The organism is Acinetobacter sp. NS-4 (assembly GCF_037402435.1).
Classification (GTDB): Bacteria; Pseudomonadota; Gammaproteobacteria; order Pseudomonadales; family Moraxellaceae; genus Acinetobacter.
The window spans coordinates 81,647-103,711 of record NZ_JBBEUE010000011.1 but is presented as its reverse complement, the minus strand read 5'-3'; the positions used below and the strand labels follow the sequence as shown (position 1 = coordinate 103,711).

20 protein-coding genes, 3 tRNA genes and 4 pseudogenes are annotated in these 22,065 nt (G+C 39.3%); 15 read left to right on the top strand and 12 right to left on the bottom strand.

The features are described from left to right. The first annotated feature begins 10 nt into the window (after positions 1–10). The 6 genes and pseudogenes from WAE57_RS10395 to WAE57_RS10370 all read left to right on the top strand — a co-directional run. On the top strand, positions 11–697 hold the full coding sequence (locus tag WAE57_RS10395) for a methionine ABC transporter permease (protein ID WP_337710576.1): 687 nt from the start codon (positions 11–13) through the stop codon (positions 695–697). Between the two features lie 20 nt (positions 698–717). Further along, positions 718–1,602 carry a MetQ/NlpA family ABC transporter substrate-binding protein gene (locus WAE57_RS10390; protein ID WP_337710575.1) on the top strand — a complete coding sequence of 295 codons (885 nt, stop codon included), beginning with the start codon at positions 718–720 and terminating at the stop codon, positions 1,600–1,602. A gap of 157 nt (positions 1,603–1,759) precedes the next feature. After that, positions 1,760–2,911, top strand: coding sequence for a hypothetical protein (locus tag WAE57_RS10385; RefSeq protein WP_337710574.1), 1,152 nt, complete (start codon positions 1,760–1,762; stop codon positions 2,909–2,911). Between the two features lie 120 nt (positions 2,912–3,031). Further along, complete coding sequence (locus tag WAE57_RS10380; RefSeq protein WP_237786553.1) at positions 3,032–4,435, top strand: LLM class flavin-dependent oxidoreductase; 1,404 nt, start codon at positions 3,032–3,034, stop codon at positions 4,433–4,435. Positions 4,436–4,639: 204 nt separating this feature from the next. Continuing rightward, positions 4,640–5,849: pseudogene (locus WAE57_RS10375) on the top strand (IS256-like element ISAba26 family transposase). Between the two features lie 37 nt (positions 5,850–5,886). Then, positions 5,887–6,009: pseudogene (locus WAE57_RS10370) on the top strand (IS3 family transposase); the annotation flags it as partial. A gap of 80 nt (positions 6,010–6,089) precedes the next feature. Here WAE57_RS10370 and WAE57_RS10365 read toward each other — a convergent pair. The 10 genes and pseudogenes from WAE57_RS10365 to WAE57_RS10320 all read right to left on the bottom strand — a co-directional run. Continuing rightward, positions 6,090–6,407: pseudogene (locus WAE57_RS10365) on the bottom strand (hypothetical protein); the annotation flags it as partial. Positions 6,408–6,449: 42 nt separating this feature from the next. Next, positions 6,450–6,674: a hypothetical protein gene (locus WAE57_RS10360; protein ID WP_337710573.1), complete on the bottom strand. Its 225-nt coding sequence runs from the start codon at positions 6,672–6,674 to the stop codon at positions 6,450–6,452. Between the two features lie 99 nt (positions 6,675–6,773). Beyond that, on the bottom strand, positions 6,774–6,992 hold the full coding sequence (locus tag WAE57_RS10355; protein ID WP_237786555.1) for a hypothetical protein: 219 nt from the start codon (positions 6,990–6,992) through the stop codon (positions 6,774–6,776). 292 nt (positions 6,993–7,284) lie between these two features. Next, a tRNA-Arg gene (locus WAE57_RS10350) sits at positions 7,285–7,361 on the bottom strand. A 399-nt stretch (positions 7,362–7,760) separates the two neighbouring features. Then, positions 7,761–7,997: a hypothetical protein gene (locus WAE57_RS10345; RefSeq protein ID WP_237786556.1), complete on the bottom strand. Its 237-nt coding sequence runs from the start codon at positions 7,995–7,997 to the stop codon at positions 7,761–7,763. A gap of 283 nt (positions 7,998–8,280) precedes the next feature. Further along, a tRNA-Met gene (locus WAE57_RS10340) sits at positions 8,281–8,357 on the bottom strand. 94 nt (positions 8,358–8,451) lie between these two features. Beyond that, positions 8,452–8,739 carry a hypothetical protein gene (locus WAE57_RS10335; RefSeq protein WP_337710572.1) on the bottom strand — a complete coding sequence of 96 codons (288 nt, stop codon included), beginning with the start codon at positions 8,737–8,739 and terminating at the stop codon, positions 8,452–8,454. 150 nt (positions 8,740–8,889) lie between these two features. Continuing rightward, a complete protein-coding gene (locus WAE57_RS10330; protein WP_337710571.1) occupies positions 8,890–9,330 on the bottom strand; it encodes a hypothetical protein in 441 nt (146 codons plus the stop codon). An 11-nt stretch (positions 9,331–9,341) separates the two neighbouring features. Beyond that, a pseudogene (locus WAE57_RS10325) lies at positions 9,342–9,683 on the bottom strand (DUF1064 domain-containing protein); the annotation flags it as partial. A 293-nt stretch (positions 9,684–9,976) separates the two neighbouring features. After that, a tRNA-Ile gene (locus tag WAE57_RS10320) sits at positions 9,977–10,053 on the bottom strand. Between the two features lie 965 nt (positions 10,054–11,018). Between WAE57_RS10320 and WAE57_RS10315 the strand changes: the two genes are divergently transcribed. Beyond that, entirely contained in the window at positions 11,019–11,600 is a 582-nt protein-coding gene (locus WAE57_RS10315) for a 1-acyl-sn-glycerol-3-phosphate acyltransferase (protein ID WP_086175899.1), read from the top strand. Between the two features lie 113 nt (positions 11,601–11,713). Continuing rightward, entirely contained in the window at positions 11,714–12,463 is a 750-nt protein-coding gene (locus tag WAE57_RS10310) for a YebC/PmpR family DNA-binding transcriptional regulator (protein ID WP_086175900.1), read from the top strand. 364 nt (positions 12,464–12,827) lie between these two features. Here the strand turns inward: WAE57_RS10310 and WAE57_RS10305 are convergent, their stop codons facing one another. Continuing rightward, entirely contained in the window at positions 12,828–13,298 is a 471-nt protein-coding gene (locus tag WAE57_RS10305) for an Lrp/AsnC family transcriptional regulator (RefSeq protein WP_086175902.1), read from the bottom strand. 283 nt (positions 13,299–13,581) lie between these two features. Beyond that, complete coding sequence (locus WAE57_RS10300) at positions 13,582–14,346, bottom strand: glutathione S-transferase family protein (RefSeq protein WP_237786559.1); 765 nt, start codon at positions 14,344–14,346, stop codon at positions 13,582–13,584. A 380-nt stretch (positions 14,347–14,726) separates the two neighbouring features. On the opposite strand from WAE57_RS10300, the gene WAE57_RS10295 reads away from it, so the two are divergent. Genes WAE57_RS10295 through WAE57_RS10265 form a run of 7 tightly spaced genes read left to right on the top strand, consistent with a single transcriptional unit; the run spans position 14,727 to position 22,000 of the window. Then, complete coding sequence (locus WAE57_RS10295; protein WP_337710570.1) at positions 14,727–15,929, top strand: SfnB family sulfur acquisition oxidoreductase; 1,203 nt, start codon at positions 14,727–14,729, stop codon at positions 15,927–15,929. Between the two features lie 11 nt (positions 15,930–15,940). Next, on the top strand, positions 15,941–17,164 hold the full coding sequence (locus WAE57_RS10290; protein WP_337710569.1) for an SfnB family sulfur acquisition oxidoreductase: 1,224 nt from the start codon (positions 15,941–15,943) through the stop codon (positions 17,162–17,164). After that, positions 17,164–18,585 carry an LLM class flavin-dependent oxidoreductase gene (locus WAE57_RS10285; RefSeq protein WP_337710568.1) on the top strand — a complete coding sequence of 474 codons (1,422 nt, stop codon included), beginning with the start codon at positions 17,164–17,166 and terminating at the stop codon, positions 18,583–18,585. The genes WAE57_RS10290 and WAE57_RS10285 overlap by 1 nt, the downstream gene beginning before the upstream one ends. A 15-nt stretch (positions 18,586–18,600) precedes the next feature. Beyond that, positions 18,601–19,431, top strand: coding sequence for a MetQ/NlpA family ABC transporter substrate-binding protein (locus WAE57_RS10280; RefSeq protein WP_337710567.1), 831 nt, complete (start codon positions 18,601–18,603; stop codon positions 19,429–19,431). An 11-nt stretch (positions 19,432–19,442) separates the two neighbouring features. Then, positions 19,443–20,279 (top strand): MetQ/NlpA family ABC transporter substrate-binding protein, encoded by an 837-nt coding sequence (locus WAE57_RS10275; RefSeq protein WP_337710566.1) that lies wholly within the window; start codon positions 19,443–19,445, stop codon positions 20,277–20,279. A gap of 10 nt (positions 20,280–20,289) precedes the next feature. Then, positions 20,290–21,360 (top strand): ATP-binding cassette domain-containing protein, encoded by a 1,071-nt coding sequence (locus tag WAE57_RS10270; RefSeq protein ID WP_337710565.1) that lies wholly within the window; start codon positions 20,290–20,292, stop codon positions 21,358–21,360. After that, the gene (locus tag WAE57_RS10265; protein ID WP_337710564.1) at positions 21,341–22,000 is read left to right on the top strand and encodes a methionine ABC transporter permease; all 660 of its coding nucleotides are present in this window, start codon (positions 21,341–21,343) and stop codon (positions 21,998–22,000) included. Before WAE57_RS10270 ends, WAE57_RS10265 begins: the two co-directional genes overlap by 20 nt. Positions 22,001–22,065: the final 65 nt, after the last annotated feature.

Here is a 22,065-nt window from a genome sequence, read left to right as displayed (position 1 = left end):
AATAAACATCATGTCGAAAGATATCGTACTGGATCAAAATACACCTTGGACAGAAATACCTGAAATGCTGCTGCCGGCTTATTTAGAAACATGGACCATGGTCGGCATCGTGATGACATTGGTCATTATTATCGGCGGCATTACCGGCATTGCTTTATTCAACAGCTCTGACCGCGGACTATTCGAAAACCGAAAGCTGTACGGCGCACTTAGTGCAATTGTCAATATTGGCCGGTCATTACCCTTTCTGGTGCTGATGGCTGCCATTATTCCGCTAACCAAATGGCTGACTGGAACAACTATTGGTATTGCTGCGGCTGTGGTTCCCATGACCATCGCTGGCATTCCATTTTTTGCCCGCTTGGTCGAAAATGCACTTAATGAACTGCCACCTGAGATCACTTCTGTCGGACGTGTATCTAGCGGCACTTCCCTGCAGATCATTCATCAGGTACAGCTGAAAGAATCGCTGCCTAGCCTGATTTCAGCCGCCACACTAAATCTGATTGCCATGATTGAATACTCTGCAATTGCCGGCACAATCGGCGCAGGCGGCATTGGCTATTTGGCGGTGCTTTACGGCTATCAGCGCTTTGACCATCACATCATGATCGCCACGATTATCACGCTGATCGCGACCATTCAAGCGGTGCAGTTTATCGGTAACCGCATCAGCACCTCCTTAAAACATGCTTAATTCAACATACGGACATTGTTATGACTTCCCCGCAGCACCCATTTGAACTGAAGAAAAAAACTAAATTGCCTTTGATCATCGGCGCGATTGTCGTGATCGCCGTCATTGCAGGCCTTGCCCTGTTTAAGCAAAATTCCTCTCATCAGGCATCCGCAGAAAGCAATGTGCTAAAAGTTCATTATGAACCGACCATGATCGGTGAAAAAAGCCTGATTGAATATGCCAGCAAACATATTGCGCCTGATTATGGAGTGACGCTGGAAGCCGTTGGTGTACAGGACCCAGTTCAGGCCAACCGCGCAGTCAATGATGGTGAATTTGCCGGCACCATCTATCAGCATCAATGGTGGCTGAAACAAGTCGCAGACGCCAATGGCTTTAAACTCCTGCCGACAGCTGAAGTCTTCCAATGGGCGTTCGGAATTTATTCAGACCGTTATAAGAACATTAATGAGCTGCCAAAAAATGCAGTATTTGCCATTCCTAGCGATTTAGCCAACCAAGGTCAAGCGCTATGGTTGTTACAGCGTGAAGGCCTGATTAAACTGAATCCTGCGATTGAACCACGTACAGCAAAAATTAAAGACATTCAGGAGAATCCCCACAGCTTTAAATTTACTGAAATTGAATTGATGTCTATGGCGCGCACTCTAGACTCTGTTGATGCGGCAATTGGCTATGTCGCTCAGTTTGATGCAGGTAAAATCCCGCGCAGCAAAGGCATTCTATTTCCAGCAGCACCGCGTACTTTCGCCAGCCGTTTAGTCATTGCTGAGGCAAAAAAGGATGATCCGCAAATTGTAAAACTGCAAAAGATCTTCGCTGACCCTCGCATCGCTGAATATCTGAAAACCACTGATGACTTAAATGTAAAAGGCATTTTAACCCCAGTATCAGAAGATTAATTATTACTTAATACATCTATGGCATATTTATATGCCATAAATATTCATTTTAAAGTCTTATATAAATAATCAGAATTAATTTATCACTTTATATTAATACTTAAAAACAAAATACAAACATATAATTACACAATACCTTTTAAATTAAATTTAAGCCATGATTAAACAACTGATTTTATCAATATCTATTCTTTCAATATTCAATCAAATTTCACATGCAGAAAATAATGAAAATGGTCTAGATGTAAGTGGAACTATTCGCTTCCAATATACACATAATGATTATTTAGAAAACAGTGGAAATAAAATTGATTTTAGCGATGCAGTTTTATGGTTAAATTATCAGAATAATGCCCTAAGTGGTCATTTAGATTATCGTGTATATGAAGCACATGATAAATTAGCTGGTATACATTTTCCTATAAATGCTTGGTTGGCCTATCAGTTCACACCTGAACATAAAGTAACTGCCGGCCTACAACCTGTACCAATTGGTTTAGACCGCTATTACGGTACGACTTACAATTTAACTCAACTTTATAATTTAGGTTTAGAAGACTTAAATAATATCGGCTTAACTTATCAATACACACCAAAATCATTTAATTTAACAGCAGGTTATTTCTTTAGTGATGCAGGGAGCTATACAGGTAAAAGTAAAAAATCATCGCACTATTCTAGTAATTTAACCGCAGAACCTGATTTTGCAGATGGCACACAAACAGAAGAAAAAAATCAGTTCACAATTAAATTAGATAAAGATTTTAATTACAATATTTCAGATACTAAAATTACAACAAAAGCTGGTGCATCATATTTACACAGTCAAATTGACAACTTAAAAACCAATGCTACAGGTGATCGAAATGTTTGGACCGTATTCCAGAAAACACAAGCTGGACCATTAGGTTTTAATATTATATATGGTGGACAAAATATTAAAAATAAAGATATAGATCATCCTAAATATTCAACTTTTGGTTTCTTTGATGGCTATTATAATGTTGCAAATAAGGCCAACTTTTTATCTACTGAAATAAACTACGCACTGCCCTTAAATTACAAAAACTTTAGCAGTCCAATATTATACTCAAATTACTCCAGATATTTTAAAGACAATAATGATTATTCTGACTCTGAACGCCTAATCAATGGTGTATATACAAAATACAAAGATAATCTTCAATTCTATTTAGAATATATTAATGCAAAAAATGATACTGCATTTGGTTCTAGTGATGGTTATGCCACAAGCAAAGATAACAACTGGAATAATATGTTATTCCTTTCACTAGGCTATTATTTCTAATAACTAAATACGTTATTTTCATAAACAACGATTATGATAAATATTGAAATTTTTATTATTAAAAGTTTCAATATTTTTTTATTAAAATTAATTAAATTTTTGACGTTATTACAGACCAATATGACTAAGCAAATTAGATTTAATGCCTTTGAAATGAATTGTATCGCCCATCAATCACCGGGGTTATGGCGTCATCCGCTAGACCGCTCTACCGAATACAAAGACTTAGAATATTGGACTGACTTAGCTCAAATCTTAGAACGCGGTAAATTTGATGGTATTTTTCTTGCAGATGTACTTGGTATTTACGATGTATATAACCAGTCTGCAGAACATGCGCTGACTGGTGCAGTTCAAGTACCAGTGAATGACCCTTTACAGATTGTTCCTGCCATGGCTGCTGTAACCAAGCACTTGGGCTTTGGTGTCACAACCTCTATTTCATTTGAGCATCCCTACCCATTTGCACGTCGCATGAGTACATTAGACCATTTAACAAAAGGTCGTGCGGGCTGGAACATCGTGACCTCATATTTAGAAAGTGGCTCTAAAAATTTAGGCTTAAAAAATCAGGTCAGTCATGATAACCGTTACGATATTGCCGATGAATACTTAGAAGTACTCTACAAGCTTTGGGAAGGTTCTTGGGAACAAGATGCAGTCCTTCGCGATAAAGAAAAAGGAATTTTCGCTGACCACACCAAAGTTCACCCTATTAATCATGAAGGTGAATATTTTACAGTTCCTGGTATTCATATTTGCGAGCCTTCTCCGCAGCGTACGCCTGTACTGTATCAAGCTGGGGCATCTAGTCGTGGGCAATCTTTTGCCAGTCAAAATGCAGAATGTGTTTTTATTTCTGCGCCAACAAAAGCAGGCGTAAAAAAACTAGTTCAAGGAATTCGCACTAAACTTGTAGAAGAGGGTAAAGATCCACATTCCATTTTAATTTACACTATGCTTTCTATTGTTGTAGATGAAACAGATGAAGAAGCGCAAGCTAAATTCAAAGAATATCAAAAATATGGAAGCTATCATGGTGGATTAACCTTAGCTTCTGGTTGGTCTGGTGTGGATTTTTCACAATTTAATGCGCAAGACCAAGTAGAATATATTCATACCAATGCAATTCAATCTATGCTCGATTCGTATGTTAAAGCAGATCCAGAACGTGTTTGGACAATTGAAGAAATTGCTAAATTTATCAGTGTTGGAGGTAATGGACCTGTATTAGTAGGCTCTCCTGCAACCATTGCTGACCGTCTGCAAGAGTGGGTAGAAGATACCGATATTGATGGTTTTAACCTCGCTTATATTTTGGCCCATAAAACATTTGAAGATGTTGTTGAGTATGTGGTTCCTGAACTTCAACGCCGTGGTGTTTATCAGACTGAATATGCAACAGGAACTTTACGCGAAAAACTTTTTGGACAAGGACCGCTGTTGCCTAAAAATCATAGAGGAGCCAGCTTCCGTTATAATACCCAAGAGAATAAAACAGAAATTACATCAAAAATAGCTTAACTTTTAAACCCAAAACTTACCACAGCCATCTTTCAGTTTCTCAAGGATTTTTGATGTAAACTGAAAGAAGCTCAAACCACTACGAGGAATAATATATTCAAAAATAATATAGTCTTGAAGGTCGGAATAGGGACTGTTCTAAATTTTGTGTAAGTACTTAATTTTCATTTATCCTTCATAGGATAATTACAAAAGGTACTTCACATGGATGAAGCAACAATCAGAAGTATGGCTGCTGAATTGGCTAAAGGTCTAAAAACACCAGAAGACTTAAACCAAATGACAGCAGTCTTTAAAAAAATTCATGATTGAAACTGCACTCAATACTGAACTTTCAGACCATCTCGGTTATGAAAAGCATCAGCCCAAGAAAGGCTCAAATAGCCGTAATGGGTTTAGTTCTAAAACCATTACAACTGAAGATGGACAACTCGCTTTAGATATTCCCCGTGATCGAGAAGGTTCATTTGAGCCACAAATTATCAAGAAGCACCAAACACGCATTACCAGTATGGATGACCAAATCCTCTCACTGTATGCAAAAGGAATGACTAATAGGGAAATTGTCGCATTCTTCAAAGAAATGTACTATGCCGATGTCTCAGCATCACTCATAAGCAAAGTTACCGATGCTGTGATTGAGCAAGTGACTGAGTGGAAAAATAGAGCCTTAGATAGTCTGTATCCTGTTGTCTATCTTGACTGTATTGTTGTAAAAGTCCGTCAGCACTCCAATGTGATTAACAAGTCCGTATACCTTGCTTTAGGCATCAATATGGATGGGCAAAAAGAATTACTGGGTATGTGGATTGCTCAGACAGAAGGTCCAAATTCTGGCTGTCAGTCATGACTGAACTTAAAAATCGAGGGGTGCAAGATATTCTTGTTGCCTGTGTAGATGGGCTAAAAGGCTTTCCTGACGCGATAGCTTCTGTTTACCCTCATACTGATATTCAACTGTGTATCGTGCATGTTGTACGCAATAGCCTGAGATTTGTTAAGCTGGAAAGACTACAAGGCTGTTACATCGGGTCTGAAAGCGATCTATCAGGCAAGTACAGAGGAAAATGCTTTAAAGTCCCTAGATATCTTCTGTGATCAATGGAATCACCAGTATCCAAAAATTGGAGAATCCTGGCGGGAAAATTGGAAAAATATCCGAACGATCTTTAGCTATCCAGCCGAAATACGTCATGCAATTTATACAACAAATGCGATTGAGTCGTTGAATAGCGTAATACGCCATTCAACGAAGAAGAGGAAAATTTTCTCATCTGATGACTCAGTGAAAAAGGTCATTTACTTAGCAACATCAAATGCTGCTAAAAAATGGACGATGCCAATTCAAAATTGGCGTTTAGCAATGAATTGGTTTACGATTCAGTTCGATGATCGATTAAAAGATCATTTATAAAAAATGAAACTTACACAAAATAATTTACAGGCTCGGCCGCGGTGTACTTTGCAAGCCAGTCCAAATGAGGTACGCCGTTATTCAGAACAACCAGCATATATGGCCTGTTCGTCGTTTATGTTCAACGTTAGATGTTCATCACAGTGGTTATTACGCGTGGTTACCCTTCTTTAATAGCAGTTGCCTGAACTTGCTCAGTGCTAACTCCAGATATAAAAAAACCGCCTAATGAGGCGGTTATCCCATTTCTTCAGCATGGTCGTAACGATCAACGCTCCAAGCCTTTGTAGCAAGACGACCTTTACGACCACCTGACCATGGACCACTAGCGATTTCAATCAACATTCGATACTCAATCAAATTAAAATCAAAACGCCAATGTTTAGTGCTTTTGAAATGAAAATATTCTTCGTACTTGATTTCCATGCGATCAAGGATTTCTTTAAATCGCTCGAATGCTTCTTAGTATTTTTCACCGGTTTTAGGTAGTGGTTTATTACGAGGTTTTTTCTTTATTGGGCCTTTAGCGGTTAAGGTTTTATAGAGTCTTTGATCCATAAACTTCAGCCATTAAAAAAACCTCCCGGGGGAGGTTATATTTCATTCTATTATTTCAATAATCAAGATTGTCCTGTCATCAATAATAAAACTCATATTAGGCATTACTGAATTTCTAGGCAGCTTCTTGTAAGGGCGAGTAGTTGACCGTAAAAAATTTCCTTCTGGATCATGATAGAAGAAATTCAAAAAACCCTCGCTAACATCCTCTTCAGCTATAAACTCTATTATTTCACCTGTATCTTGATCTTTAGCTATAATTTTCATTGTAGTGCCTTGTGTTGATTTAGCCCTATAATTTATCATTAAAACTTAATTCAACCCATCTTCATAACACCACTTCAAATCATCTAAAACAGTATCAACTTAATACTCCACAGCAATCACAAATGTATTCTCGCCCTCTAAATAAGTTTGAAAATTAAAAGCATGTTTGCGGAAGTATTCACCCAATTGTAAAATAGTACCCTTATCAATAGTATTTAGAGGTACTTTTAAACGAATTGGATTTTCCTTTCGTTTAGCAATAACTTCATGGAGTTTAATAAATAATTCCTCGTATTTGCTTGTGGTAATATTAGTCATTTTAGTCACCATTGATTACCCAAAATACAATTATAATTTAGATACACCCTCCTTAATGTAAGAATAATTTTATACTTTCAAGAAGTACTTGTTTCTTTCAAACAATCCCGACACACTTTGACTTCTTCATCATCAATTGTGTAATCGATTTCAGTCGCACCATGTAGGCCGAATAAACACATTAAGAATCGGAGCATTTGTTTCTCCTTAATCTGGTGCGCCCGATCAGATTCGAACTGATTATCTCCCAGTTATGAGCGGGATGCTTATACCACTTAAGCTTAAGGCCCATTGGCACGCCATGTAGGACTCGAACCTACAACCATTGGCATAGAAAACCCATGCTCTTTCCAATTGAGCTAATGGCGCAATGGTGGCGGTTATTAATTTAAAAACCACTAGAAATTAATAGGAACCGCCATAGATGCCCTGATATTGCTTACACATAACATTTCTCAGGGCATAAACAATCCCATCTGCATTATGAAGACTTAGTATCCCCCTTCATATAATGATAATTATTGTTTTTTGAATTCTTCTTCTTATCTTTAAGCTTTTTATAACAATATCCGGCTACCACACCTGTACCAATCAAAGTTAATAGTTTCATCTTTCACCTCAATCAATCAGAAATGCAAGCATATATAACTATCACCTCTATTCATTACACTCCAAGCACGTTTCGATAGTTTTTTGTATGGCAAGTAAATTTATGTGTATTAAATAAAAAACCCACCATCTGGCAAGCTTTTGTTGGTATAGAAAAAATTAGGTTAAACACTTCACCTCAAGCTGATAATCATCTTGAGTAACTCTAATTTTAAGCTTCTTATATTTTCGCTTACTAGGCTCCATAGCTGAACCGACTACTTCTTCAAAGAATTTGCGATCTTTCATCAGCTCACCATACGCCTTATAACCAATTAATATTTTTTCAGGTGTTTGATTTTTTGAGACCATATCACCAATAAGTTTATCTAGTTTTTTTACATTGATATTTGGCATTTGAATTGAACCCAAACATTAAAAAAACATCATACTTTAATTTTATGAATATCTCATATCAAAAAAGCCCACCTTTCGATGAGCTCTTAAATTTAATTCTTTGGCTTTCTTAATATGGCTTCGATCCGATCTTGGGCTTTGAATCGAATTTTATCGAATTCAAAAGTTTACCCATCTAGATCACCACCAATACAAATATTCATACTGCTGCCTTATAAATAAAGCCGCCATAAAAAAACCCAGTCTGGGTAGGCTGGGCTATAAACTTTGAATCTTTTTTCGTTGGTAGCGGGAGCTGGATTTGAACCAACGACCTTCGGGTTATGAGCCCGACGAGCTACCAGACTGCTCCATCCCGCATCAACGAGGTGACTTTATACGTCATAAGTAGCATCAAAGCAAACTTTATTAGAAATATAGTCACTTACAGAGGCAATTAGATTAATTAAACATCTTAACCCATACTCGGCTCAGTCTTAAACAACGGATGAGAAGTCCTATAAAGGCTCAATCTTCTTCTCTCATCTTCCAAAAAAGCCTTTGGCTCTTCTAGCCATGTTGATACTCGTGAATCAAAATCTGAATTACCTAACACCCAATCAGAAATTGAGCCATATATAAAAGTATTATCGGCAAATACCAATTTTGCTTTATTAGGGATGTTACTTATAAGCACTTTGTGTGTTGGTAATGAACCCAATACACTTATTTGAGTGTATCGGTATTTATAAAATTCTGACATAAAACAAATTACTGAGTTGGTAGCCCACTATACCATCTACAATATGAAAAAAGCCCACCATTTGGCGAGCTTCTTAATTAACTTAGTGCATCACATACAATTCGGTCATTATAACAGAAATACACCATATCTCGGCATGCCAGTCAAATACTAATCAATACGTAATCGCTTATCATGTCCGGCCAAATAAAACTTCCCAGCATAGATCATATTTCTTAAAACGTTCCGGCCCAGTTTAAATTCATCTTCCATTTTTCGATCTGACAAACCTCGTACATTTCTCTCAATAAATAACTGAACTGCCACCTTCGCTGAATCACAAATCAGTTTTGATTGTTTTACATCAATGATGAGCTTCCGCACTTGCTCAGCTTCAAAATCATTAATCTTGCAAATGATCTGGTCCTTACGCGCAGCCACCCCTTTATTATTTTCACAGATCAACCAGTAGATCTGATTAACGCCTAAACTATCTGGCTCATTACCCGACTTCATGCGACAAGTCTGGATATATGCACCGTACTGCTTCAGCCACTCTTCCGCTGTAAATTTTGACCACTCCATTACTTGAGTCTTAACCATCGCATTCATCCCTATTTCCCTTAAATCTCTCTAACGTCTATGCCGTGTACTGATTTCATTAAGTGTTTCTTGTTTCGATAACTTGGCAATTTTCTCGTTGCTGGTGACTTCACATCCTCAATGATTAGCTGCTCATCCTTCAGGTATGTGAAATCTGCAAAATACCTCAAAGCAGATTTGGCCCTCTTTTCACCTGCAATTTTTACTTTGGGTACCAACTCAAATTTGACCTGACACTTTAAATCTTGAATTTCACCTCTTTGCATTTACGCTGTAAGCTCGATATAGCGCCCATACTCTTTTTGGCTATCAAACTTCATTCCATCCTTCTCAATCTTCACAGCGTTAAATTTGTTGCGCTTGGTGGTAGTCTTTCAACCACTGCCATATAAGCCTGTCACCCTTCGTAAATAGGCTAGTTATGGAAAGGGTGATTTAACCCCAGTTCGTACACAAAATGGTGCCAAATGGCGTTTGACGGATATTCGTAATTTGATTGGTGTGTGATGATCATTGAAGAAGGCCACTTTAATAGTGGCTTTTTTATTGCCAACTCTGCTTACACGTATTTATTTTTATTGCTTACATAGTGCTTACATGGATTCAGATATTAAAAAACCACTTACGATTAATGCACGTAAGTGGTTGTTTTATATGGTGGGCCCAGACAGACTTGAACTGTCGACCAACGGATTATGAGTCCGCTGCTCTAACCAACTGAGCTATAGGCCCTTATAAGCTGAATTTGTTATATATCAACAAGTTCAAGCGAGGCAATACTAACGAAGATTTTTTCAAAAAACAAGCATTTTTGCTTTCACTTGCACAGTAACACAACAATTATTTAGCACGTTTTAAAAGGTTATTATTTTTTCATAGAACTCAGTTCCATCCTACCCTAAACAATCTACAAATTTACTGAGCTTGTGTATCTATAATAAATTCTAAAAACATTTATATGAAGATGCTATACCAATATTTCCCGCTAATAAATTGAGAACAACTCACAATTTTTAAGAAAGGTTAGTAAATGAAGAAAATTGAATGATGATCGTGTCGCTTTTAACAATTACCTTTTAACAGATTGTGATTGAGTATTCAGTTTTAAAAATAACCAAACTAAATCAAGTCATCCCTCTCATCACATTTTTGAAATTTAAATCATGGGAAAAAGATGGATAACTTATATCTAAAAACTCTTATTTAAATTTTTATATAAATTTTAAATAACGATTTAAAAAATCAAAATAGTAAAATTTTTTAAGCTTTGACTGGTGATCAAGACTCAAAACTGCGTTGCTTATGCTCTTCAATGCGAATTTCGATTAAAGACCACACAACCACGAGCATAAACAAACAAAACGCTAATAGAAAAGCCGAAACATACATCATTCTTTTCAATCCTCATTAAACATCTGCCCGGTCGGGTCATGTGTTTAAAAAAACTTTATCTTCGACAAAAGTCTAATAGGTATTTTTTAATCTGGATAGCCATTATTCAGTCTTAATTTATATTTCATGATATTTTTTAAGTCTTTATTCGAACTATTTTATATATAAAACCAATTAATGGCTGTATTTTTAAAAGCTATGTAAAATGTATTTATTTGATTATTTTTAACGCATCAGCACTTGACTATAAATACGAACAGGCAGAAATTAGCCCACTTTCATATTACCAAATATCCCTCATATCCATGTTAAAAAAATTTATTGGTGAATCTGCATTTAAACTTGCAGGATGGAATTATCACGTTGAACCAGATGTACTTGAAAATAAGCAGGTAATTGTTGGGTTTGAACATACTTCCATGATGGATGCCGTGCTTTCACTAGCTCTATTCCAGATTTATGATATAAAAATTCATACCCTGATTAAAAAAGAATTATTTAAAGGCCCGATGAAACCTTTATTAGAAGCCATTGGTGGGATTGCGGTCGATCGTAAATCCAATAAAGATATCGTGTCATTAATGGTTGAACATTTTCAGCAGAATGAAAAATTCAATCTGGTGATTGCCCCTGAAGCGACCCGGGCCAAAACAGGTGAAACCAGAAAACCCATCCGCACAGGTTTTTGGCATATAGCCAAAGCTGCAGGTGTACCTATCGTTTTAATGTATGCCAATTCACAAACTAAACAAGGTGGAATTTTAGGTAAAATTTATCCTACGGAAATTAATCATGACCTGGCTTTGTTAAAACAGCTTTACAAAGAAAAAGTAGGATTGGATATTATTATTCCCGAACCTAAAAATATTCCTGAAACCAAAAACTAAGTAGCATTTGTTTAAAAACTCAAAAGCTAGCCCTTTCTAAGAAAAAAGGGCTTATGGTAGAATTTAAAACATTCGATTAGGCATAAAGCCAATCTACAAGGAGCATAGTTCGCATGGCGGGTCATTCCAAGTGGGCCAATATCAAGCATCGTAAAGCAAAACAAGATGCTAGCCGTGGTAAAGTTTTTACCAAATACATTCGTGAGTTAACCACAGCTGCAAAACTTGGCGGTGGTGATGCCGCAAGCAACCCACGTTTACGTGCTGTAGTTGAAAAGGCACTCTCTGTAAACATGACACGTGACGTGATCAACCGTGCTATTCAGCGTGGTGCGGGTGGTGAAGACAACGACGACTTAAAAGAAGTCACTTACGAAGGTTATGGTGTTGGTGGTGTTGCCGTTATTGTTGAAACAATGACTGATAACTTAAACCGTACTGTTCCTGATGTACGTCACTGCTTCTCTAAAACTGATGGTAACTTAGGTACTAACGGTTCGGTTGCATTCTTATTTACTAAACGCGGTGAGATTAGCTTTGAAGATGTTTCTTTAGAAGATCAAATCATGGATGTCGCATTAGAAGCTGGTGCTGAAGACATCGAAGTAGATGAAGATGAAATTCTGGTCATTACTACTCCTGAAGCGTTCGGTGAAGTACAAGATGCTTTAGCTGCAGCAGGTTTAAAATCTGACAATGCTGAAGTGGTCATGAGTCCTTCTACTAAAGCTGAAATCACAGATATTGACCAAGCGAAAAAAATCATGAAAATGATTGATATGCTTGAAGATCTTGATGATGTTCAAAATGTTTACACCAATGTTGAATTCTCAGACGAAGTATTAGAACAGCTTGAAGGCTAATACTGACTGAATTTAAAAACGCACCTGAGGGTGCGTTTTTTTATAATGGCCCACCCATCCAGATATGAAAACTAAATAAAATGGGAATCAGTAAAATCGTAAAACCAATCAGTATTAGAAATGAAATAAAAATTCTTAAATACCATGCTTTCAATACAGATTTATTCTTAAAACGATCTTTTAGAATATAAAGAAAAGTTAAATATTGAGCAATCCACAGCAATATAGCGACTGTTCGACTCCCCCCAATACCCATGCATTTTCATGTTAAGCATATCAATCAGTAGCCATAACAACAGACTGACTAAACAAATGTAAATGATTTGGGCACATGGTAGTACCTTTTTAAACATCAAATTTACTATCAGACCCGATTGAGTAAGCCACTACAGTTCAACACCTTATATTCTTTAATCACAAAACTGGAATGCAATGCCACCACATGTTCAATTTTCCCGATGCGCTTTAACAGAATTTCACTATAATTTTCCATGTCTTTAGCCACCACTTCGACAATAAAGTCAGCAGATTGCCCCGTCACCAAAAAAGCATTAATCACTTCTGGAATACTTTCCAATTCTTCTAAAAATTTGGCAAAAGTATCGGTATCATGCTTATTTAAAGAAACCTGCAATAGCACATGCAAACTAAAACCCAACTTGGCATAGTTAATATCACGCTTTAAATGCGTCATGATATTTGCTTCAATCAAATGCTTAATACGTCGATGTACAGAACTGACCGAAAGATTAATACGCTCAGACAGCTCATTTAAGTTCACATCTTCATGACTCAATATTTCAAGGATCTGTTTGTCAAAACGGTCGAGCTCCATCATGGACTCCCTATTTTTCTGTTCTAAAATGATGAAAGCTAGCATCGCGGACACCGGACTTAATCACGATCGGGATAAATTTCTTGGGCTTTCTATTATTTGTCTCAACAGAATAAAATGAAAGAGCGGATGGCAACTTTTTTCATAAATTTACTTATTTGTAAAAATAATCACCAGAATTAATTTTTATTTAATCTTTTTTTCTCATTAAAAATACTTTTTTTAACTTTTTATTAGTCTTGTGTCTGTTATTCAAAGCACAAAGATGAGATGAGCGAAAAGTCTAGACACCACGCCAATCCACCCGTGCATTACGTTCGGTTTGATAGATGCGCAGCACATATTGTCCTAAGGGTAATGACGTTAAATACTCTTTGTATTGTCTAAATTCATCCGACAATGTTTCTTCGTACTCTTTTTCCCACGGCGTACCCGGAATTTCAAGAATGGGAGCAAGCATCGAACATACCGCAATATCGGCAAGGCCCAGACGTTCACCGACAAAATAACGCCCATGATTTTCAATCAATCTTTCATTTAAATTTTGAATTAAGCTCTCCATTTGCTGTTTAGACTCGGCCACCTTGTCTGCATTCAGTTGATAGCCTTTTGAAAGCAAAGCTTTAATAATTGGTTTGGAATATTTTTCAAACTGCCGTAAATAACCCTTTTCACCAATTAAAATATCTAAAGATTCTTCACTTTCTGACAAGGCGTGAGAAAGTCTCCAGCGGCGCACATGCCTGCCCAGTTCGGTAGCCAGATCATTGATTTCCAAAGCCAATTGACGTTGTTGCGGATCAGCACGCAATAAAGAATGTTCTGGGTAAACTTCATCCAGATATAAGGCAATTTCAGTCGAATCCGCGATCCAGAGGTCTTGATCACGTAAAATAGGCAATTTATTCTGCCCCGTTTTTAGCTGTGCGAAAGCACGATGTACACCCGGTACTAAATTTTGTGCGACATAATCCAATTCTTTATGATCAAGCAACCAGCGCGCCTTTTCACAAAAATGAGATAAAGGAAACTGGTATAAAATTCGCATAAAAGCTCCGCGTTTATTTTTTTAGTTCTGCCAAATCAAAACCATCTAATTCAGTCCGATACTTTAGTCACCCTGCTTCGGAATTACAATGTACTTTTTATTCAAATTAAATGGCTAAATATCGAATCGCCTGTGTCTTATTTTTATATGTTTTTTTGTCTTCATTATCTTTAAAGCTGATATATCTTCAGTAAAATCAAGGAAGATAAATTTAAAACCAGTGAAATAATGTTGATTTTTAAACACTTAATATATTCCAAATAAATAAAAATCTAGCAGTTTTTATCCTAAATCATATTTCTTCTAAGCTTTGCAAAAGCAATTGCTTATTTTCAAACTCAATTGCCTGTAGCGTTCTGACATCGATTTAAGGTGTCATTATGTCTCGTTTAATTTCTGAAAATGTTCATGTGATTGAGAACGATCTCGATGCATTTCATGCTGCTTATCATGTAGCAGATTTTGCTTTGGAAGGTCGCAATCAACGTGATCAACAGCGCTTGCTACCTTTTGCTGAAATTGATCTGTTCAGCCAGAAAGGCCTAGGTGGTCTTCGTATTCCTAAACAATACGGTGGTGCATTTGTTTCCAATAAAACCCTTGCTCATGTATTTCGCATCATCAACAAAGCAGATTCCAGTGTAGGACAAATTCCACAGAATCAAATTGCGCTGTTGAATATGATTCAAATTATGGGGACAGAGCAGCAGAAACAGTTTATTTATCAGGAAATTTTACAAGGCAAACGTCTGGCCAACGGTGGTCCGGAGCGCAATACCAAAGATACCAGGACCCTAGCAACCACCTTAAGCTTTGAAAATGGTCGCTATTTTGTCGATGGTGAAAAATTCTATTCTACTGGTAGTAGCTTTGCTCACTGGCTGGCGATTAAAGCTATTCATCCTGAAGGCCATGTGGTTTTAACCATTGTGAATCGTGAGGCTACCGGTGTTGACGTGGTTGATAACTGGAATGGTTTCGGTCAACGCACCACATCTAGTGGCACAGTCAGACTTCAACACGTTGAAGTTGATCCGCTACTGATTTTTGATGAACGTTTACTTGGAAATATTCCAAGCTATCGCGGTGCTTATTCACAATTATTACAGGTGGCAATTGATGTCGGCATAGCCGAAGCAGCTTTTGCCGATACCGTAAGCACGATTCATAAAGCGCGTCCGATTGTCGATGCACAAGTCGAAAAAGCCAGTTTTGAACATTACACCTTACAGGAAGTAGGGAAATCTTGCGTTCTTTTAGATGCAGCCATCTTACTGCTGGATGAAGCAGCTGAATATTTGGATGAGCTTGATCAACTGGAATCGGTGACAGATGAGCAGGCTGCAAAAGCCTCTATTTTAGTTGCTGAAGCCAAAGTCTATGCCAATGATGCAGCGCTACATATATCTGAAAAATTACTGGAACTCGGCGGTAGCCGTTCAAGTCTGAGTCAGCACAATCTGGATCAGCACTGGCGCAATGCCCGTGTACATACCCTGCATGATCCGGTGCGCTGGAAATTGCATGCGCTTGGGGATTATTACCTGAATCATAAACTCCCTGCCCGCCACGCCTGGATTTAAGGATATTCACCATGACTTCATATCAAAATCTTACTTCATTTAATTCCGAACAGCTGGCGCATGCACACATTATTCAGTCTGATGCAGAAGCGCTAGAAATTGCACGCAATTTAGCTGAACAATTCAAAGCTGGAGCCGTTCAGCGCGATGCCGAGCGTATCCTTCCATTTGAAGAAATTGAAGCCTATAGCCAGTCTGGACTCTGGGCCATTACCGTACCAAAACAGTATGGTGGTGCAGAGGTATCCAGCTATACCGTAGCTCAAGTAATTGCACTGATGAGTGGTGTAGATGGTTCAATTGGCCAGATTCCACAAAACCATTTCTATGGTCTGGAAATCCTGCGCAATAACGGCACAGAACAGCAAAAACAAAAACTCTATGCCGAAGTGTTAAAAGGTGCCCGTTTTGGCAATGCCTTGGCAGAATTCAAAACCAAAACTGCCGCACAACGCCAAACAGCTATCCGAAAAAATGCTGAAGGCTATGTAATTAATGGTGAAAAGTTCTATTGCACCGGCAGCCTGTTCGCACATCGGATTCCCACACTGGTGGTCGATGAACAGGATCAGCAGTTCCTGGCTTTTGTGCCGCGTGATAGCGAAGGTCTGACTTTGATTGATGACTGGAGCGGTTTTGGCCAACGCACTACAGGCAGTGGAACGGTAAAGTTTAATAGCGTGCAGGTATTAGAGGAAGATGTGGTTCGATTCGATACTGCCTATTCTCAGCCGACCATCTCGGGGCCTTTTGCGCAATTGATGCATGCCTCTATTGAAACCGGGATTGCCCGTGCGGCATTTGAAGAAACCTTGAACCGCATCCGTCTGGCACGACCATGGATTGATTCAGGCGTAGACAAAGCGACTGATGATCCGCTTACCCTATTTGAACTGGGCCGAATTGTGGCCGATGTCCGCGCCTCAGAAGTGTTACTCAAACAGGCAGCGCGTTCGATTGATGCCGCAAAGCCTGCACCTACAGCAGAAAATGTGGCTAAAGCTTCTTTAGATGTGGCTAAGGTTCGTGCACATAGTAGCGAAACAGCATTAAAGGCATCTTCAAAACTGATTGAACTGGCAGGCAGCCGTGGTAGCCAACGTGAAGACGGCCTAGATCGCTTCTGGCGTAATGCACGCGTACATACCCTACATGATGCTTCGCGCTGGAAATATTATTTCATTGCCAACCATATTTTAAATGGGGTATTGCCACCACGCCGGGGGACATTGTAATGACAAACTCATTACCTACTTCAGCAAAAAAAATCTTGTTGAATGCTTTTGACATGAACTGTGTCGGTCATATCAATCACGGTTTATGGACCCATCCGCGTGATCAGTCGCACCGTTTTAATGAGCTCAGCTACTGGACTGATCTGGCTCAAACGCTAGAAAAAGGCCTGTTTGATGGTCTGTTCATTGCCGACATTACCGGGGTGTATGATGTTTATCAAAACAATATTGACCTGACTTTAAAGGAATCGATTCAGTTACCGAGCCATGACCCTAGCACGCTGGTATCTGCCATGGCAGCCGTGACTCAAAATTTAGGCTTTGGCGTTACGGTCAATTTAAGCTATGAATCGCCGTATCAATTTGCCCGTCGCTTCGGCAGTCTGGATCATCTGACCCAAGGCCGGATTGGCTGGAATATCGTAACTGGTTATCTGGACAGTGCCCAACGTCTGATTGGTGAAAAAGGTTTAAAAGACCATGACCTGCGTTATGAACAGGCCGAGGAGTTTTTACAACTTTGCTATAAGTTCTGGGAAGGTTCCTGGGAAGATGATGCGATTTTAAAAGATAAGCTGAATCGTATTTTTACCGATCCAGCCAAAGTACATCCGGTTCAACATCAAGGCCAATTCTACCAAAGCCAAGGCGTGTTTCAGGTCTCTCCTTCTATCCAGCGTACTCCGGTTTTATTCCAGGCAGGTGCTTCACCGCGTGGTATGGCCTTCGCCACCCAACATGCTGAAGGCATGTTTATTGGCGGTGATCAACCTGCAAAAATCAAAAAACAGGTCGATCAGATCCGTCGTCAGGCAACTGAACAAGGGCGTGATCCTGAAGCGATCAAGATTTTTGTAGGCATTACAGTCGTTACCGCAGAAACGGATGAACTGGCTCAGCAAAAACTGGATGAATACCGCTCTTATGCAAGCCCCGAAGCAGGACTTGCGCATTTCTCAAGTTCTGTCGGGATTGACCTGTCTAAATTTGCCGATGATGAAGCAATTCCCTATCAAAAAACCAATAGCATTGCTTCGGTGAATAACAAGTTTAAAGAACAGCAGATCACACCGAACGACCTGAAAGCCCAGCATGTGCTTGGCGGACGTTATCCCCTGATTGTCGGTAGTGGTGCAACCGTGGCTGAAAAACTGATTCAACTGATTGATGAAACTGGCATTGATGGTTTCAACCTGACCCGCACCGTTGCTCCAGAATCACATCAGGATTTTATCCGTCTGGTTATTCCTGAATTACAACAACGCGGACGCTATAAGACTGCATATGAACAAGGCAGTTTTAGACACAAGCTGTTTCAGCAAGGCGACCGACTGTCTGCCTCACATCCTGTGCAACAGTTTCGATGTCAAAGCTCCGCCTCAACTTCGAATTCCAACTTAAAGCAAAAACAATCAGCATAAATTTTGAGGTGCAACATGGCACAAAGCGCTAAAACTAAATTCACCATTATTGGGGTGATTATTGCGGTAGTGGTTATCGGACTGGTGGTCTGGAATCAACAAAAGAAATCCGGTTCAGATGAACTGGTGATTGGCATTAGTCCATCCTTTGCCAAGCCTTTACAGGTCGCAGCTGATGAAGCCAAGCAGCAAGGTCTGAACGTGAAACTGGTGGAATTCTCTGACTGGAATACACCGAATATCACGCTTAATCATGGCGATATTGATGCCAATTTCTTTCAGCACCAGCCTTTTTTAGACAATGCTAAAAAAGAAACAGACTTTAAGATCAAGGCCTTCGCTAAAGGCGCAGCAACACATGTCGGTTTGTATTCAAAGAAAATCAAAAGTTTTGATGAGTTAAAAGATGGTGCGAAAGTTGTGGTTCCAAACGATCCAGTGAATCAGGGACGTGCACTATTACTTTTACAACAGGCAAAACTGGTGACCCTTAAAGATCCAAACAACCACTTGTCTGGCTTAAAAGACATTGCAGCTAATCCGAAAAACTTACAGTTCGTTGAAGTCGAAGGCCCTCAAACGGCTCGTGCCATTGACGATGTAGATCTGGCTTTTGGCTACCCGCACTATTTGCGCTTGGCAAAAACAGCAGATCCGGAACAAGCTTTGTTATTTGACTCTAACAAGGACAACCGTTATGCCATTTTGTTTGCGGTACGTGAGGACTATCAAGACAAGAATGACAAACTGAAGAAATTTGTCGAAATCTATCAGAACTCGCCGAAGGTAAAACAGGCTTTGGATGCAGATTTCGGTGCCAAACTCTGGTTCCCGGGCTGGAAATAAGGGTTTAAACAATGTCTCAAATTTCCAAGCTTAATATTAAAAATCTGCTGATTGGCCTCACTATAGTTGTAGTCATTGCAGGATTGTTTGCCTATCGTTATGAGCAAAACCAGCAACAGGATAATGTTCTGACGATTGGTATTAGCCCACCCTATGCAGAACTATTACAGACAGTTGCAAAAGAAGTAGAGAAAGATGGCATTCATGTCAAACTGGTTGAATTTTCAGATTGGCAGGCACCCAATGTGGCAGTACAAAACGGTGATATTGATGCCAACTTTTTTCAGCAAAGCGTGTTTTTAAAGAATGCGATTAAACAAACCAACTACGACTTACATGCTTTCGGCATAGGAAGTGGCAGCCATGTAGGTTTATATTCCAAGCAATATAAATCTTTAGATGCCTTGCCACAAAATGCACGTGTGGTTATTCCAAGTGACCCTGTTAACTCGGCTCGTGCATTGATTTTGTTGCATCGTTCAGGGCTGATCCAAATCAAAGACAGCAACAATGAACTGTCAACCCTGCAAGATATTGTGGCGAATCCGAAGCAACTCAAATTTTTAGAAGTTGAAGGTCCTCAAACAGCACTTGCATATGACGATGCGGATCTGATTTTTGGTTTCCCCCATTATTTAAATATGGCTAAAAAAGCCGATCCACACAGTGCTTTGTTTTTAGATCCAATTGATAAGAAATACGCCATCCTTTTTGTTACGCGTAAAGATTATCAAGACAAAAATCAAAAGTTAGAAAAATTCATTCACGCCTTTCAAAACTCATCACAAGTTCAAAATATTTTAGACAAAGATTTTGGTAAGAACATGTGGTTCCCGGGCTGGAAATAAGGAGAAAACGATGGTGAGTTTTGGTTCTCAGGTGGACTTCTCTGTCCCGCACATCAAAATCCGAAATCTGAACAAATATTATGATGTTCAGGGTAACTCGGTTCATGCCTTAAAAGACATTAATCTAGATATTCCTGAAGGTAAAATCTTTGGCATTATCGGGAAAAGTGGTGCCGGTAAATCTTCACTGATACGCACCTTAAATGGTTTGGAGCAAATCAGTGAAGGTCATATCCATATTCATCAGCAGGATCTGGCAGAATTGAAACATGCCGAACTGATCCAGTTGCGTCAGCGCATTGGCATGATTTTTCAGCACTTTAATTTAATGTCAGCGAAAACAGTTTGGGAAAATGTTGCCCTGCCACTCAAAGTCGCGAATTATAAAAAATCAGACATTGATGCACGTGTGAATGAAGTGCTGCAACTGGTCGGTTTAAGTGAAAAGGCACAGCACTATCCTTCGCAGTTATCTGGCGGCCAGAAACAGCGTGTCGGTATTGCCCGTGCTTTGGTGCATCATCCGGAAATTTTGCTATGTGATGAAGCGACTTCTGCCCTAGACCCGGAAAGTACTTCAGTGGTTTTGTCATTACTGAAAGAAATCAATCAGAAACTGGGTATTACCATTGTGCTGATCACCCATGAAATGCAGGTGATTCGTGAAATCTGCGATCAGGTGGTGGTCATTGAACATGGTGAAATTGTCGAATCTGGCGAAGTCTGGTCGGTGTTTTCCAATCCACAGCAAGAAATTACCCAAGAATTGCTAAATCTGGAACAGCTGGATTTACCTTTTGCCATCAGCCCGAATGTGATTTCTGAAAGTTCACATAGCATTTTAAAACTGCGCTATGCCTCCGATGTTCAACATTCACCTGATCTGAAACTTATTTTTGATCAGTTTGAAACGCCGGTACATTTATATCAGAGCCATGTTGATACTATCCAGAAGCATCTGGTCGGAAGTTTTATTGTAGCGGTGCCTGATCTGAATATTAACACCGGCTTACTTCAACAAAAATTAAAACAATACATTGCACAGATTGAGGTCATTGGCTATGCACGACCAGCTCATTGATTTATTACTGACCGGAACAATTGATACTTTGCTGATGGTCGGTGTGTCCGCTATTGTTGCCTTTATCATTGGCTTGCCTATCGCTGTGATTTTAGTCAGTACTGCCGAACACGGTATTTATCCCTCTAAAAGCATCAACCAGGGCTTGGGCTGGATCGTGAATATTACCCGTTCGGTCCCGTTTTTGATTTTAATGGTGGCTCTTATTCCACTCACCCGCTGGATTGTTGGCACCAGCTATGGTGTATGGGCAGCAGTTGTCCCCTTAACCTTGGCGGCCACCCCTTTCTTTGCCCGTATTGCCGAAGTCAGCTTACGCGAGGTCGATCAGGGTCTGATTGAAGCAGCACAAGCCATTGGCTGTAACCGCAAACAGATTATCTGGCATGTGCTGCTACCTGAAGCACTGCCCGGAATTGTGGCAGGCTTTACCGTGACTTTGGTGACTATGATCAACTCATCCGCCATTGCCGGTGCCATTGGCGCAGGCGGTTTGGGCGATATTGCCTATCGTTATGGTTATCAGCGTTTTGATATGCAAATCATGCTCGCCGTGATTGTGGTGCTGGTGATTCTTGTGATGCTGGTTCAGGCCGCGGGCGATTCAATCTCCAGCCAACTGGATAAACGTAAAATTTAAGCTGTCCGATTTTAGGAGTTTTCAACAAACCATCTAGCCATGACCTGACTTTGTCATGGCTTTCA

What these genes read in the sequence shown, in the direction of transcription:
- WAE57_RS10390 (WP_337710575.1), top strand. Translation starts at nt 718, where the DNA reads ATGACTTCCCCGCAGCACCCATTTGAACTGAAGAAAAAAACTAAATTG.
- WAE57_RS10330 (WP_337710571.1), bottom strand. Translation starts at nt 9,330, where the DNA reads ATGAATGCGATGGTTAAGACTCAAGTAATGGAGTGGTCAAAATTTACA.
- WAE57_RS10315 (WP_086175899.1), top strand. Translation starts at nt 11,019, where the DNA reads ATGTTAAAAAAATTTATTGGTGAATCTGCATTTAAACTTGCAGGATGG.
- WAE57_RS10360 (WP_337710573.1), bottom strand. Translation starts at nt 6,674, where the DNA reads ATGAAAATTATAGCTAAAGATCAAGATACAGGTGAAATAATAGAGTTT.
- WAE57_RS10355 (WP_237786555.1), bottom strand. Translation starts at nt 6,992, where the DNA reads ATGACTAATATTACCACAAGCAAATACGAGGAATTATTTATTAAACTC.
- WAE57_RS10285 (WP_337710568.1), top strand. Translation starts at nt 17,164, where the DNA reads ATGACAAACTCATTACCTACTTCAGCAAAAAAAATCTTGTTGAATGCT.
- WAE57_RS10280 (WP_337710567.1), top strand. Translation starts at nt 18,601, where the DNA reads ATGGCACAAAGCGCTAAAACTAAATTCACCATTATTGGGGTGATTATT.
- WAE57_RS10305 (WP_086175902.1), bottom strand. Translation starts at nt 13,298, where the DNA reads ATGGAGCTCGACCGTTTTGACAAACAGATCCTTGAAATATTGAGTCAT.
- WAE57_RS10310 (WP_086175900.1), top strand. Translation starts at nt 11,714, where the DNA reads ATGGCGGGTCATTCCAAGTGGGCCAATATCAAGCATCGTAAAGCAAAA.
- WAE57_RS10380 (WP_237786553.1), top strand. Translation starts at nt 3,032, where the DNA reads ATGACTAAGCAAATTAGATTTAATGCCTTTGAAATGAATTGTATCGCC.
- WAE57_RS10395 (WP_337710576.1), top strand. Translation starts at nt 11, where the DNA reads ATGTCGAAAGATATCGTACTGGATCAAAATACACCTTGGACAGAAATA.
- WAE57_RS10275 (WP_337710566.1), top strand. Translation starts at nt 19,443, where the DNA reads ATGTCTCAAATTTCCAAGCTTAATATTAAAAATCTGCTGATTGGCCTC.
- WAE57_RS10335 (WP_337710572.1), bottom strand. Translation starts at nt 8,739, where the DNA reads ATGTCAGAATTTTATAAATACCGATACACTCAAATAAGTGTATTGGGT.
- WAE57_RS10345 (WP_237786556.1), bottom strand. Translation starts at nt 7,997, where the DNA reads ATGCCAAATATCAATGTAAAAAAACTAGATAAACTTATTGGTGATATG.
- WAE57_RS10300 (WP_237786559.1), bottom strand. Translation starts at nt 14,346, where the DNA reads ATGCGAATTTTATACCAGTTTCCTTTATCTCATTTTTGTGAAAAGGCG.
- WAE57_RS10265 (WP_337710564.1), top strand. Translation starts at nt 21,341, where the DNA reads ATGCACGACCAGCTCATTGATTTATTACTGACCGGAACAATTGATACT.
- WAE57_RS10270 (WP_337710565.1), top strand. Translation starts at nt 20,290, where the DNA reads ATGGTGAGTTTTGGTTCTCAGGTGGACTTCTCTGTCCCGCACATCAAA.
- WAE57_RS10385 (WP_337710574.1), top strand. Translation starts at nt 1,760, where the DNA reads ATGATTAAACAACTGATTTTATCAATATCTATTCTTTCAATATTCAAT.
- WAE57_RS10295 (WP_337710570.1), top strand. Translation starts at nt 14,727, where the DNA reads ATGTCTCGTTTAATTTCTGAAAATGTTCATGTGATTGAGAACGATCTC.
- WAE57_RS10290 (WP_337710569.1), top strand. Translation starts at nt 15,941, where the DNA reads ATGACTTCATATCAAAATCTTACTTCATTTAATTCCGAACAGCTGGCG.